This is a genomic window from Sulfurovum zhangzhouensis, assembly GCF_030347965.1.
GTDB classification, from domain to species: domain Bacteria; phylum Campylobacterota; class Campylobacteria; order Campylobacterales; family Sulfurovaceae; genus Sulfurovum; species Sulfurovum zhangzhouensis.
The window spans coordinates 258193-271333 of record NZ_JAQIBD010000001.1; the positions used below are offsets into that span (position 1 = coordinate 258193).

Below are 13141 nucleotides of genomic sequence, written 5' to 3' on the forward strand. Positions count from 1 at the left end.
GGTTATACTTCTCCTATCGCACAGGCATATAAAATAGTATTTTCGGTATTTAAAAATGTTTGGACTTTTTTATCATAGAAGGCACCGATCCCTGTACACCCGATTCCTTTTTCCTGTGCAAAAAGCTGTAGCTGATGTACAAAAGCACCTGCATGCATCAATGCTTCACTTGAAAACACTTTAGCCGTCATGACCATCACTATGGCTGCATTGGCGATAAAGTGCTGTTCGACCATCAAATGCGACACTGTTTGCTGATAAGCGCCTTTACTGATACACCCCTCTGCCGTATAGATACCTGCATCAAGTGCTTCACTTCTATGCACGATACAAAATATCTCCATACATTCAGGGGCATTGGCTAGGAGTGCCAAAAAATCACGTGAATCTTGTGCTGAAAGAGGATTCGGAATAAAATAACGTGCCGACCTGCGACCGTATATACAATCGCTGTTCGTAAGACTCGGCCACTCCTTCATCGTAAAGGTATGGTCATACTTTAACCCAGAGAGATAGGATGGAACATTCAAATTCCCTTCAATATAATCTACAGCAGGAACCTGTATCAAAGGTTGTTTTAACGGGGTAACACTTTTCTCCGTCTTTTCCCCAATGGCAACAGCCAGACAACTGAACTCCTCAGAAGGAAATCCCATCCATTGATCCAAACACTCTCTGTCAATTTCTGACAAAACTGTACATTTTTGTCCAAGTATCTGTGCTGAAGCCATAATCGCACCCAGCTGATGACCTGCGTCCAGATAACAGTAGCGTATCGCACGGTCTGCGTATTTCCACTCTGACCTGAACGGGACAAGCGAGATAAGGAAGATCATTCCTCTAAATCGTTCGGATATCCCCAATGCTCCTTCTATACCGTCTGTTTCAATCTCCCTGATCAATACCATAGTCTCATCTTTGGGGTTCACATGATAGATCCCGCTGATCACACCTTTGATACCGCGTATCTGCACATAAAGTTCAAGCGGATGCAGGTTTCCTGCCGAAGGCGTATTAAGACGGTAGTAGGGTTTTCCGTTAATTTTGGAGAATTCTGTCACACAACGGGAGAGTTCAACAAGCTTTAGGGCTTCTACTTCATTAAAATCATAACGATACAAGAAATCCGGGTAGTTTTTAAACTGTGAAGGTTGCGTATTCCAGTCAAGAAAACGTGTTGTTTTAGCGACACGAAGCGGTGTGAGTATCGTGTCGTTGTAGATTGCTTGCATGGCTAATGATCACACAGACATCCATTCTTCGTGTGTATGCCCTTTCTTCTTCACATTGACTGCATTTCTTACCGCCTCGATACATGCATCATAATTTACTTCATCAACGATCTCGGGTACCAGCTCTTTATAAACGATAACGCCATCTCTATCAATCACATAAACAGCTCTGGCCAACCTGTCTTTGAGTTTGCCTTCTGATATTAAAAGACCGTATTTTTTTGCAAAATTTCTGTCAGTATCGATAACAAGCTCGGCACCGTCTATGGATTCTTTAGCGGCATACTCTTTTACAAACTCTTTATCGTCTGTAGTGATCATATAGGTAGTGAGTTTTTTAAACTCCTTGATAAGGTCATTGAATTTTTTTGCACCCAATGAACATACTTCTGTCTTCAATGACGGAATAGCTATAAGAAGCTGTACAGTCGGTGCGATCATTCCTATCACATTTTGTGTACCGTCAAGTTTAGTAATTCTAGCTGCCGGTGCCTCTTTACCGACTGACTGTTCTTTACCAAGAAGTGCTGTTTGTGTACCGTGTACTGTAATTTGCATCATTTTTTCCTCACTTTTAAGAAAAAGGTGTGCAAAATTTATTCTATATATAGGACACTATAGTGTTTATTTTTTAATCAATGCAATGTTTAAAATAACGTTCGTTTATGTTACTATTTAATTAACAATTTATTAAGAAAGTGATTAAAATGTTAGTAAGTGACCTACCGGATGAATGCCAAACCTGTTCATTAGTATTTGCATATAAAGAGATTGGACTTCTTTATGATATTGCAGTACTTCTAAGTGGAAGCGATAATGTTAAAGAGAGTATAGAGAAAGGTATGCGTATGCTCAAGCATGGGCGCTATCTTGACCGTTGTGCACTTTTTTTGCTTAATGATGAGAAGACACAGCTTGAACTATTTGCCTCAATTGACTTAACTCCGCAACAAAAAAGTATGGCAATCTATAAAATAGGTGAAGGTGCAACAGGACTTGCAGCAAAAAGTGCAGAACCTATCGTCATAGAAAACATTCATAACAATATTAACTATCTCAATAAAATGGGTGCGCTCAACACTTCACTCATCTCTTATGTAGCAGTCCCGATCATGCAAAAAGACGGTGTTGTAGGTGTGATCTCTGCAAACCTTAAAAAAGATGCTCCGTTGGATTTTGATGATATCGTACATATGTTAACGATTCTCGGATCGATCTCTTTAGGGACGCTCAGTGTGCATAGACGTTACTCAAAAGAAAAAGAAGAGATTCAAGATCTCAAAGCGTATTATCAAGATGAAATGCTAAGTGATTATAAGTTTGAAAACATTATCGGAAGAAGTACCGCTATGCAACAGATATTCAGTATCATTGAAACAGTGGCACCTTCGGATGCGACTATTCTGGTTCGTGGTGAAACCGGTACAGGTAAAGAGCTTATCGCTGCAGCCGTACATAACATCAGTCCAAGAAAAAATGGGCCGTTCATCAAGCTTAACTGTGCAGCCATTAGCGAAACATTGCTCGAATCAGAACTTTTCGGTCATGAAAAAGGTGCCTTTACCGATGCAAAAGAGATGCGTAAAGGACGTTTTGAACTAGCGGATGGAGGAACTTTGTTCCTTGATGAGATCGGGGATATCACACCTGCACTACAGGTCAAACTATTGCGTATCTTGCAAGAGCAGGAGTTTGAACGTGTAGGTGGAACCAAAACGATAAAAACCAATGTACGGTTAGTAGCCGCAACCAACAGAAACCTGGAAAAGATGGTAAAAAACGGTGAATTCCGTGAAGATCTTTTCTATCGTTTAAATGTTATCCCGGTCAACCTTCCACCGCTTCGAGAACGTTATGAAGATATCCAGTTGCTTATTGAGCACTATCTGAAAAAATATATGAGAGAACATCATAAAGAGATGTATTTTTCAAAAGCTGCTTTGGAGATTCTTTTGGAATACCCTTGGCCGGGGAACATTAGAGAATTGCAAAATACTATGGAGCGTATCGTACTTATCTGTCCTCAGGGAGAACTACAGCCAGAGATGCTCAACCATGTCATGCCGTTTAATTTCCAAAAAATGTATATGCCGCAAGAGAGAGTGGAAGAGCCCCAAAAGACAGTAGAGCATCCTGTAAGTGATCATGAGTTTTCTCAAGGACATGATGAACATATTTCTCTCACAAAGAGCAGTTTGCAGGATATGGAAAAAGAGGCCATTATCAAAGCACTGATAGAAAACCGGGGAATACAAACAAAAGCAGCCAAACAGCTTGGTATGTCAGCAAGACAGATCGGTTACAAGATAAAAAAATACGACATTGATCTCTAGAATCCAAATTGCACTAACACATTAAAATAATGTAAAAGGAGCAATACAATGTCTGGTTTTGATAGTAAATCACATATCAAACTATGTAATTCGTCACTGGGTGCATGTTTGAGCTACTACTATTTACCTACTTCACTCTATTATGGTTTTTAATTGAGGGGTGCCGAAGAAGAGAAGAGTATATAGTTATGAGAGGGAGAGGATCAATCATCCCCTCTACTGATGATCTTTGCATTGACCTCATTTGGAAGGTCTTTAGGACCCGGCTCGATAAACCATACATCTCCATTTGTCAAGTTTACATTACCACCCCACTTCTCATCACTGTCAAACTCCAATCCTGATATGATCTCTTCCATATCCTTTTTTGCCACATAGAAGAGTATTTTCCCTTCATCATTTTCTCTTAACATTACTTTTGCCATTTTTTATCCTTTCAATATAATTAATAATTTTTTGATTGCATACCCAACATCTATCTTAACCGCTTTTTCAAATGTTATATTCATAAACTCCTTTCCTATTCTTCTCAGATAAGAAGCGACATTAAAATGCTTGTTATCCTGTTGTGGATAGTCATTTCTATAATGTACACCTCTACTCTCTTTTCTACGGTAAGCAACATTTACTATCGCTTCAGCAATAAAAAGTGCATTATGAAACTCCAGGATAGAAGAGAGCTCGACATTGTTCTCTTTTTCTTTATTGATACAGTTAAGACCGTAACGCTTACCTCTAAGATAGGTTACATAGGAGATCGCATCCCCCAATCCTTCTTCAGATCTGAATGGCCCGGCATTTCTAAATAACATCTCTCCAAGACTTACTCTCATTGCATTGATATTGAATCTGTTCTCACCGTTCATGATAAGCTCAATGCGGTTCATATCTTTTTCTACTTCAGAATAATCAATAGGAAGATAATCTTTTTTATAGGATGCTTTTGCCGCCTCATATCCTGCTATCCTTCCAAAATATGCACCCTCTAAAAGAGAGTTTCCACCTAAACGGTTAGCACCGTGTACACCTGTTACGGCACACTCTCCACAAGCAAATACACCATCCATAGTTGTTGAAGTATCCGGTCTGGTCCATATCCCACCTATCGTATAGTGTGCTGAAGGTGTGATCTCCAGAAGCTCTTTGACGATATCAACACCCGCTGCATTGAGAGCCATTTTTCTGGATGACGGCAGTTTTTTATCGATCAGTTCTTCCCCTAGATGCCTAAAGTCCAGATAAACTTTATGACCTTTCTTCATATGCTCTATGATCTCACGGGAAAGTTTGTCCCTGGTCTGAAGCTCATCAGTAAATCTTTCACCGGTTTCATCAACAAGATAGGCACCTTCACCTCTTGCTGCTTCACTGATCAAAGCACCGTTGGTTTTCAAGGTAGTAGGATGAAACTGTACAAACTCCATATTCGAAAGCAAAATATTTGCCCGAAATGCCGTAGCGATCACATCACCAGAACTCTCCTGGGCGTTGGTAGAGTGCCCCCTATATACACCTGCATACCCGCCTCCGGCAAGTACCAATGATTTACAGGCCAAAGCGATGACCTGAGAATCAGATCTTCGTAGTACACTGATACCTGCCAGTTTGTTTTCATACTTGATGATGTTTAACAGTTTGTAATTTGTCAGTATCGTGATACCTGCCCTGCGGCACTGTTGCAGTAAAGACATTACGATAGCAGAACCTGTTCTATCAGCTATATAACAGGTACGTACCGCACTACCGCCGCCAAACGGACGCTGTGCTATAGATTCATCTTCATTGGTATCAAATCCGACACCCATCTTTACAAGCTCATGAATGATATCGGGGGCCGCCTCACACATTTTTTTGATATTATGTTCATGTACCAGACCATCTGCACCTGCGATCGTATCATCGGCATGCTTTAGATAGGAATCATATTCGCTCAGGTTGATCACGGCATTGATACCCCCTGATGCCACAGCGGAGTTGGAACGCATAGGATTCCCTTTGGTAACAACGGCTACTTTTGCCCCGCTTCTCTGTGCATAAAGAGCAGCATATAAACCTGATATTCCACTACCTACCACAACTACGTCATACAGCATCTTTTACCCCAAACAGGCTCTGTATCTGAGTTGGTTTTGCCTCATTGAGATAGGCAAGCATTAGATTATCTTTGACATGCTGCGGTTCTATCGAGCCGAACAGTGCACTAAGAACATTGCCTGATCTTGCAAACTGTAAGGCTGTAGCAACATCCGTCACATTCTCGGTCTCCAAAGTCTCACGTAATTGTTCGCTGAACTTCCCTTTGAAAAGATTCATCTGCAGCAGTGAAGATGAGGCAAACAAACCAAGTCCATATCCATGTGCAGCCTGCATCAAAGTATAGTACTTGCCATCAGGCCCCATTTGATTGCTATAGCTGTACGCATGCGGCTTAGCAAGATTGAAAGGTACCTGCAGATACTTGAAATGATGTGAGATACCGCCGACTTCCTGAGCGATCTTGACGATCTCCGAGAGACTCAAATACTCAGTATGTCCCTCTTCATACAAAAATGCATTCCATGCTGCGATCCCATAAGCACGTATCTTTCCTTCCTGAACCAGTGATTCAAAAAGCATAAATGCCTCCTTGATACGTGCAAGCACCGCTTCTCTGTCTACATAACCCAACTGAGTTTCGGGGTTATGTAGATAGAGGATATCCAGCGTATCAAGCTTGAGATTATCCAGTGATTTTTCTACACTCCATCTCAGATACTCCGGACTCATGCAGTGCTGATCGATCACAACCTCATCTTTGGATGCAAGCCCTCTATTCAGGATATTCTCTTCGATCCATTCATATGGATTTTCAGGAAAAGGAAACTCTAGAGGGATAAAGCCTGCTTTTGAGGTAATGACCAAAGATTCTCTGCCCACCTTACCTTCCTCAAATATTTCTTCAAGTGCTTCACCGATCTCTTGTTCACTTACCTGATAACGGTAGTTGATCGCCGTATCAATGACATTGATCCCATTCTCAATGGCAGTCTTTACCGCATCCTTATAGCTGATCACATAGTTCTCTTCTCTATAGGGCTCTTTGCGGAAAGTGCCCAGTCCCAAAGATGAGACAAAATACTCTCCGTTATATCTGAAAAAGTCTTTGTTATACTTAGAGAACTTCTTAAGATACGTAAAGGTCCCCTCTTTGGTTGCATACGCCATTAGACTACGATCACTTTCAGAGGTGCTTTGAGTTTGAACTTAAGCATATCTTCAATACCTGCGAGTGTTGTAGTAGTGTTCATAGAACAGCTCATACACTCACCTTTGTACTTGATCAACACTTCAAATATATCATCAACCGCTTTGATATCCATAAGTTCTACATCACCACCATCCGCTTTGAGTGTAGGTCTGATATACTCCTCAAGGATAGACTCAACAGATTTGATCTTCTGTACAAGTCCCATCGATTCAAATGATCCGTCACCTTTTGCTTCAATGATCTTGCGTGATTTCTCTTGTGCTTCTCTCTCATCAAGTGCTGTAGCCAGAAGATCAACCAAATAGACATCTTTTACTTCATGCCCTCCAGGTCTGACACAAGACTTACAGAATGCACCTGCTTTAGTATAAGCAACGATTTCCTCAATGGTTGTAAGTTTATTCAGACGGATCACTTCCTGGATCGTCTCTTGAGTGATACGTGCACACTCACAGAGGATGAACTCATCTTCAAAACTATCCATATCAACATTCTTATAGATAGAAGCAGCTTTCTTGATCACATCATATGCCATTACAGAACAGTGCATCTTCTGCCCTGGTACTGCAGGAACATCAGGAGTATCTCTAAGCGCTTTCTCAACATCAATGTTTGTGATCTTGACTGCTTCATCCACTGTTTTACCCATACAAAGTTCCGCCATCATATCTGAACTTGCGATTGCAGTACCACAACCGAAACTTTTGAACTTACTATTGATGATCTTGTCATCTTTTGGATCTATCAGCCAGTAAAGTCTTACTGCATCACCACAACTCTCTGCACCGAAATCTGCGATGACAAGTTTGTTCTCGCCCGCTTCTGCTTCAGTGATCTCTCCCATATTTGCAGGATTATCCATTCTCTTTTGTACCTCTTGTGAATATTCCTCCCAAAGTGCGCCGCCGATAAGATCATTTCTAGCCATGATAAATTCCTTTATATTCATTTTTAGAAGCTATTGCAAATTCTGTTCTATACTGATCCTGTCTCTTCACTTTCTATTTATACAAAATTGTTAAATTTATGCCAAATCTACAAAATTGTCATTCATTTTGGGTCAAATGTTGTTTTGAGAACACTTTATGCATACGGATTAATACATTAATTAAAAGGAAGAACAATGTATTTAATCACTGCCATTATCAATGCTGAATGTGTAAAAGACGTACTTGAAGACCTCAAATCTTCGGAGATAGAAGGTGTTACGTTGAGTAAAGTAAAAGGAAAAGGTAAGTTTATCGATTCAATGAAAGAAGTAGATGAACATATCAGGCTTGACATCGTTGTATCCAGCCCACACTTCAAAGAACTTGCCAAAGAAGCGATACGTGACAATGCAAGAAACTCGGAAAAGGGTTCTGGGAAAATGTGGGTCACACCTGTAATGGAAGTAGAACGTATCCGTACAGGAGAAATCAATGCAGATGCACTCTCCCACTCAGTGATCGATAAGATCTCCCCAAGTATGAAAGACAGTTTCACAGCAGAAGACACACCGGCTAGTTAAGCCGGAGGTCGAGTGCCCGGGTCCATTTTTGTCTGCCATAAAAGTAGATAATACCTATACATTCCCCATAAAATATGACTTCATATAGATTAAAATGATCTATATTCAAGTTTGATGTATATTTTTCATCTCACAATATCACATTAGAAGAAAAAGCAAATATCAGATAAAATAGCTTTCGATAAATTATTTGAGATAAGGTAAAGAGTGAAAGTATTATTGACATCAGAATTAAAAGGTGGGAATCCGCTTATAGATGGATTTTATCATCGTATGTGCAAATTTGTTGACATTCAGGCTTCAATTAATGAATTCTGGAGTACAGATTCATCAAATCATTATGATGTCATACATTTACAATGGCCGGAACAACTATTTAAATGGAAAAAAGTTAACAGGGATGATATTCTAAGATTAGAACAGCGGTTGAAGTATTGGAAAGATAACGGAAGCAGGTTGGTGATCACCCGGCATAATATATTGCCTCATAAATTAAATAGTTTGTATCAAGAAATATATAAATTAATTTACACCTATGTTGATGCTGTAATTCACTATAGTTATGCAAGTATTGACAATTTTAAATCTATGTATACGAATACCCTTGATAATCCGTCTTTAGTACATGAAGTTATTTATCATCCTATGTACAGTGACATCTTAAATGATTGTACACAACAAGAAGCACGAAAAACTTTGCAATTAGACGAGAATAAAAACATTATTTTAGTATTTGGACGTATTAGACATAAAAAAGAACGAAATCTAATCAAATCAGCTTTTAAGCGTCTGGATGTAGAAAATAAGTTTTTAATTGTGCCTAGATGGTATAGACATCCAAAGAAAAAACAATTTTTTGATTGGGTTTTATTTCAATTCAAACGCTTCATTTATAGCTTAAAAACAGATCGTATGTTAGGTTATAGGTTGGTACCTGAAGAGGATATTCAGTATTACATGAATGCAGCAGATGTGGTTTTTATACCGAGATCGGAAGTTTTAAACAGCGGCGTACAAATTTTAGCCTACACCTTTAATAAAGTAGTGGTAGGACCGGCAACCGGAAGTATTGGAGAGTTATTAGAATATTCCAATAACCCTGCTTTTAAAGTTGATGATTTTGAAGATGCTGCTTTAAAGCTCAAAAAAGGGATAGAACTATCCAAACAAAAAGTTGAAAATTATTCATTTGCTCAAAAAAATATGAATTGGGAACTAGTGATAGACAAACATTTGCAGTTGTATACTAAGTTGCAAAATGAGAAATAGATAGGCATATCAGGCTTGATATTGCGGTATCTCGCCCTTACTTCAAAGAACTTAACATAAATCAATTCTAAAAAAATATAAAAATGCTACGATCAACTTGAAAAAAATGAGTAAAAGGAAATAAGCATGATCAGGTTCTTAGGAATAATTATCGCTTTAACAACAGGGATATTAGCAACTGAAAATCAAAAAGGCGTAGAAGGATTATCAGGAGATACAAGATCACTTCTTGCTGAGGAGATGAGACATATCGAAAAAGGGATGCATAGTATCTTTTCTAATATAGTAAAAGGTGAGTATGAAGAGATCTCCAAAATGGCAACAGATATCCATGACAGTTTTATCTTCACTAAAAGTTTAACACAGGCACAAAGAGAAGAATTGAAAACAAATTTACCGCAGGGGTTTATTGAACTAGACCGTTCTTTCCATGCTACAGCCGGTAAATTATCTGAAGCAGCCGAATTTGAAGAGAAAAAAGCAGTAGAGGAAAATTTTTCCAAAATGATGGGACTTTGTGTGCAATGCCACTCAACCTATGCGACACAACGGTTTAAGACTTTTTCTGAGTGATTTTTTGCTTCATTCCCACTTTGAGAGTGGGAATGAAAAAGTACATACTTTATATTATCAAAGACAGGATCTTTAGATCCTGTCTTTAATTTAATATTACTCTATCGTAATACTCCACGAGTTTAAGGTATTAGTAATAATAGGAATGTTATCAACCACATTCAATGTCCATGTACCATTTGCATTTTCACCATTAACAGCTGATAGAGGTTCTTCTGGCACATACGTTCCATTGATCGTCGAACTAAAAGTTTGATCGCTCATCAAAATGGTTGCATTATCATCAAACGTAGCGATAAATGTCGGATCGGTTCCCCTGTTATCTGAAAGCAGGACTACCGTTCCAAAAGGACTTTCAAGACGATACTCATTATCATAAGGCGCTAGCCCACTACTATTGATATGTACAGTCACTTTATTGATAGAGGATATAGCATTTGTTACAATAATTTGTGAAGTAACCGTAGACATATCCATTAACGATAATGGAGTATTATTTACAAAAGTTTGTGCCTTAGGATCATCAAGTGCAGAACATGCAAAATTTTGTGAACTGTAACCGGATACAATATCATTGTAATTAGCAAGAGTAGTACCTGAGAATGCATAACCCATTGATTGATCAACATTATTATCTCCATTTGGTTCAGCGATATCTGTTCTATTGGAAACATACCATATCCCGCCATCTTTCGGAGCCCAAGTAGTACAGGAAGCTGAGTTAAATGGTGTATTTATACAAGTAGCTCCGTTTACATTAGGATATATTCCCATGATATAAAAATATTCTGCTCCGTGTGCAGTTACCGCAGCAGTAAAATGAGCCTCTGTTCTTGGTACAAAAAGATGCATACCGAAGTTATCAGAACAATATGCTTCTGCTGCTGGAGCCAAAAGTGCTGAAGAGGTAGTAACTGTTTTGATAGTATACCCGCCACCATCACTTGTCATATCACAATAAGCCTCAAATGGGTCTATTCCTCCAACACCGTCAGGATCAATCATATACATGCCATCACCTACTGAAAGACCATTTTCCAGATATGCCCTGCATGAAGCTAGTAGATTAGGATAATCAATTGTGATGTTCGCTTCATTTGACTCAAGCCCTGTTCTATCTGTTACAGTATAGAAAATCGGTGTTGGATCGCCGATAAAGCCTGCCTCCGGGGTAAATGTCACATTTCCATCAGCATCAACAGTCCAGTTACCTTCACCTGCTACAACCAAACTGTCAGCATAATCATCACCGTTCTCATCCGTTGCATTGCCATCTACGAAATTCACCGTACTTGCATTGATGTCATTTTCTGCATCCGTATCATTTGCCACGACATTTAGCGTAGTTGCTGCACCTAAAGTAGTATTAGTTTCATTATCATCCACTGCTACAGGAGCAGTTTGCGGATAATCTATGCTTACAGTAGCTGCGTTAGATGTAAGACCTGTATTGTCAGTGATAATATACGTGATTGACTCTGGATCTCCCGTAAAACCTGCTTCTGGTGTAAAGATCACTGTATGCACAGGAGAGACAGACCAGTTTCCTTCACCAGCTACTACCAAAGTATCACCTGGGTTGGTCGTACCTGTGATGTGAATTGAACTTGTATTAATATCATTTTCTGCATCTGTATCATTTGCCAAAACATCCACAGTGGTTGCAAAACCTGAAGTCCCATTAGCATCATCATCGTATGCTACAGGTGCTGTTTGGGGATAGTCTATCGTGACTGTAGCACTATTGGATACAAGTCCATTAGTATCAGATACGATATACTCGATCACAGATGGATCATTAGTAAATCCAATCTCAGGTGTAAAAGTCACATTTCCTGCAGCATCAACACTCCATGTTCCTTCGCCCGTTACCACCAAAGAATCACCGGCATTCGCTGTCCCGATGATCTGTACAGAACTGACATCAAGATTGTTTTCAACATCAGTATCGTTTGCTACTACTAAGATAGTTGCCGGTGCCCCTGAAACACCAACACCGCTATCGTTTACTGCTACAGGAGCTACACCGGCAAGCGCACTGTCTGAAGAGGTAGAAGACTTATCACAGCCATTCAATGCTAAAAGTGAAGAAACCATCAGTACAAAAGGTATGATTTTAAAGTTTGTTAATTTCATTCTTGATTCCTTTTAAAACTTATACGTAAGACCGACTGTCCAAGTATCGGCAACTATATCATCAAGTTCTGCTCTCTTGTCAAGTCCTTTATCATCATACAATGAGACATAATCGGCAAATACAGATATCTCTCCTGAAAGCGCATAACTTACTCCAAGTCCCCAATGGAATCCACCTTGAACTGCATCACCACCTGCAAGGTCTTCAAGCATAATTTGGCCATATCCTAGAAGTCCGTAAATATCAAAGTTTCCAATCGGATACATAGGTTTTACATAAACTCCCCAGCTATAATAATCACCATCATATCCATCAGTGACACCTAGTGTACCGCTATCATAGTCACAAGCACCCAGACCTAATGTATAACGTCCTTCAAGTGCCACATAACTGTTAAACTCGTATCCTGCTTGTAATACCACTGTAGTTGCACTAATCTTTTCATCAGTTGTCTCATCATCAACCGATACATCTCCCATTCCTACGCCAATATAGAAAGGATATACCTCAACTTCCGGCATTTCGACATAAGGCTCTACAGCCTTACCCATATCACCGCCCCCATAAGCTATTCCACTCAGTGCCATTATAGACACCAGAGATAACATTCCCTTTTTCATTATTTCCCTTTAATAAGTGTAGTATTTGATTGATTATGCAACCTGGCGATCTTTTCTTTTACTATAGAGCTATAGTATCCAAGACCCATGGCTTTCTGACCCTATCTCACGATAGGTGTAGCGTTTAACATTGTAATGCATTTTGATTATATTTAAAACATTATTAAAATACTAAGTATTAAGTCAAATTATCAAATATAATAACAATATATTTATCTTT

General features: G+C 39.2%; 12 protein-coding genes and 1 riboswitch. Of the genes, 4 read left to right on the plus strand and 8 right to left on the minus strand.

The genetic code is table 11. The features are described 5' to 3' along the window. Window positions 1–2: 2 nt before the first annotated feature. Together PGH07_RS01345 and PGH07_RS01350 are read right to left on the minus strand one after the other, a co-directional pair. A complete protein-coding gene (locus tag PGH07_RS01345) occupies window positions 3–1232 on the minus strand; it encodes a nitroreductase family protein (protein ID WP_289412093.1) in 1230 nt (409 codons plus the stop codon). A gap of 9 nt (window positions 1233–1241) precedes the next feature. Beyond that, window positions 1242–1790 carry a redoxin family protein gene (locus tag PGH07_RS01350; RefSeq protein ID WP_289412094.1) on the minus strand — a complete coding sequence of 183 codons (549 nt, stop codon included), beginning with the start codon at window positions 1788–1790 and terminating at the stop codon, window positions 1242–1244. A gap of 149 nt (window positions 1791–1939) precedes the next feature. Between PGH07_RS01350 and PGH07_RS01355 the strand changes: the two genes are divergently transcribed. Further along, entirely contained in the window at window positions 1940–3565 is a 1626-nt protein-coding gene (locus PGH07_RS01355; protein WP_289412095.1) for a sigma-54-dependent Fis family transcriptional regulator, read from the plus strand. Between the two features lie 203 nt (window positions 3566–3768). Here the strand turns inward: PGH07_RS01355 and nifT are convergent, their stop codons facing one another. From nifT to PGH07_RS01375, 4 genes are read right to left on the minus strand one after another with little or no spacing between them, the layout of a single operon-like run. Beyond that, entirely contained in the window at window positions 3769–3990 is a 222-nt protein-coding gene (gene nifT / locus PGH07_RS01360) for a putative nitrogen fixation protein NifT (protein WP_289412096.1), read from the minus strand. A gap of 3 nt (window positions 3991–3993) precedes the next feature. Next, on the minus strand, window positions 3994–5658 hold the full coding sequence (locus tag PGH07_RS01365) for an L-aspartate oxidase (protein WP_289412097.1): 1665 nt from the start codon (window positions 5656–5658) through the stop codon (window positions 3994–3996). Further along, entirely contained in the window at window positions 5648–6769 is a 1122-nt protein-coding gene (locus PGH07_RS01370) for an aldo/keto reductase (RefSeq protein ID WP_289412098.1), read from the minus strand. Before PGH07_RS01370 ends, PGH07_RS01365 begins: the two co-directional genes overlap by 11 nt. Next, window positions 6769–7740, minus strand: coding sequence for an iron-sulfur cluster assembly scaffold protein (locus tag PGH07_RS01375; RefSeq protein ID WP_289412099.1), 972 nt, complete (start codon window positions 7738–7740; stop codon window positions 6769–6771). The genes PGH07_RS01370 and PGH07_RS01375 overlap by 1 nt, the downstream gene beginning before the upstream one ends. A gap of 195 nt (window positions 7741–7935) precedes the next feature. On the opposite strand from PGH07_RS01375, the gene PGH07_RS01380 reads away from it, so the two are divergent. The 3 genes from PGH07_RS01380 (at window position 7936) to PGH07_RS01390 (ending at window position 10164) form a co-directional block, all read left to right on the plus strand. Next, entirely contained in the window at window positions 7936–8322 is a 387-nt protein-coding gene (locus PGH07_RS01380) for a P-II family nitrogen regulator (protein WP_289412100.1), read from the plus strand. A gap of 207 nt (window positions 8323–8529) precedes the next feature. Continuing rightward, window positions 8530–9591 (plus strand): glycosyltransferase family protein, encoded by a 1062-nt coding sequence (locus tag PGH07_RS01385; protein WP_289412101.1) that lies wholly within the window; start codon window positions 8530–8532, stop codon window positions 9589–9591. 126 nt (window positions 9592–9717) lie between these two features. Further along, window positions 9718–10164: a cytochrome c gene (locus PGH07_RS01390; protein ID WP_289412102.1), complete on the plus strand. Its 447-nt coding sequence runs from the start codon at window positions 9718–9720 to the stop codon at window positions 10162–10164. Window positions 10165–10260: 96 nt separating this feature from the next. Here the strand turns inward: PGH07_RS01390 and PGH07_RS01395 are convergent, their stop codons facing one another. Then, on the minus strand, window positions 10261–12300 hold the full coding sequence (locus PGH07_RS01395; RefSeq protein WP_289412103.1) for an Ig-like domain-containing protein: 2040 nt from the start codon (window positions 12298–12300) through the stop codon (window positions 10261–10263). A 12-nt stretch (window positions 12301–12312) separates the two neighbouring features. Beyond that, window positions 12313–12921, minus strand: a complete 609-nt coding sequence (locus PGH07_RS01400; protein WP_289412104.1) for a porin family protein — start codon at window positions 12919–12921, stop codon at window positions 12313–12315. A gap of 33 nt (window positions 12922–12954) precedes the next feature. After that, window positions 12955–13053, minus strand: a riboswitch (cyclic di-GMP riboswitch). Window positions 13054–13141: the final 88 nt, after the last annotated feature.

Excerpts from the sequence above, each read along its gene's own strand:
- PGH07_RS01370 (WP_289412098.1), bottom strand. The coding sequence starts at position 6,769 with ATGGCGTATGCAACCAAAGAGGGGACCTTTACGTATCTTAAGAAGTTC.
- PGH07_RS01350 (WP_289412094.1), bottom strand. The coding sequence starts at position 1,790 with ATGCAAATTACAGTACACGGTACACAAACAGCACTTCTTGGTAAAGAA.
- PGH07_RS01355 (WP_289412095.1), top strand. The coding sequence starts at position 1,940 with ATGTTAGTAAGTGACCTACCGGATGAATGCCAAACCTGTTCATTAGTA.
- PGH07_RS01380 (WP_289412100.1), top strand. The coding sequence starts at position 7,936 with ATGTATTTAATCACTGCCATTATCAATGCTGAATGTGTAAAAGACGTA.
- PGH07_RS01395 (WP_289412103.1), bottom strand. The coding sequence starts at position 12,300 with ATGAAATTAACAAACTTTAAAATCATACCTTTTGTACTGATGGTTTCT.
- nifT (WP_289412096.1), bottom strand. The coding sequence starts at position 3,990 with ATGGCAAAAGTAATGTTAAGAGAAAATGATGAAGGGAAAATACTCTTC.
- PGH07_RS01365 (WP_289412097.1), bottom strand. The coding sequence starts at position 5,658 with ATGCTGTATGACGTAGTTGTGGTAGGTAGTGGAATATCAGGTTTATAT.
- PGH07_RS01400 (WP_289412104.1), bottom strand. The coding sequence starts at position 12,921 with ATGAAAAAGGGAATGTTATCTCTGGTGTCTATAATGGCACTGAGTGGA.
- PGH07_RS01345 (WP_289412093.1), bottom strand. The coding sequence starts at position 1,232 with ATGCAAGCAATCTACAACGACACGATACTCACACCGCTTCGTGTCGCT.
- PGH07_RS01390 (WP_289412102.1), top strand. The coding sequence starts at position 9,718 with ATGATCAGGTTCTTAGGAATAATTATCGCTTTAACAACAGGGATATTA.
- PGH07_RS01375 (WP_289412099.1), bottom strand. The coding sequence starts at position 7,740 with ATGGCTAGAAATGATCTTATCGGCGGCGCACTTTGGGAGGAATATTCA.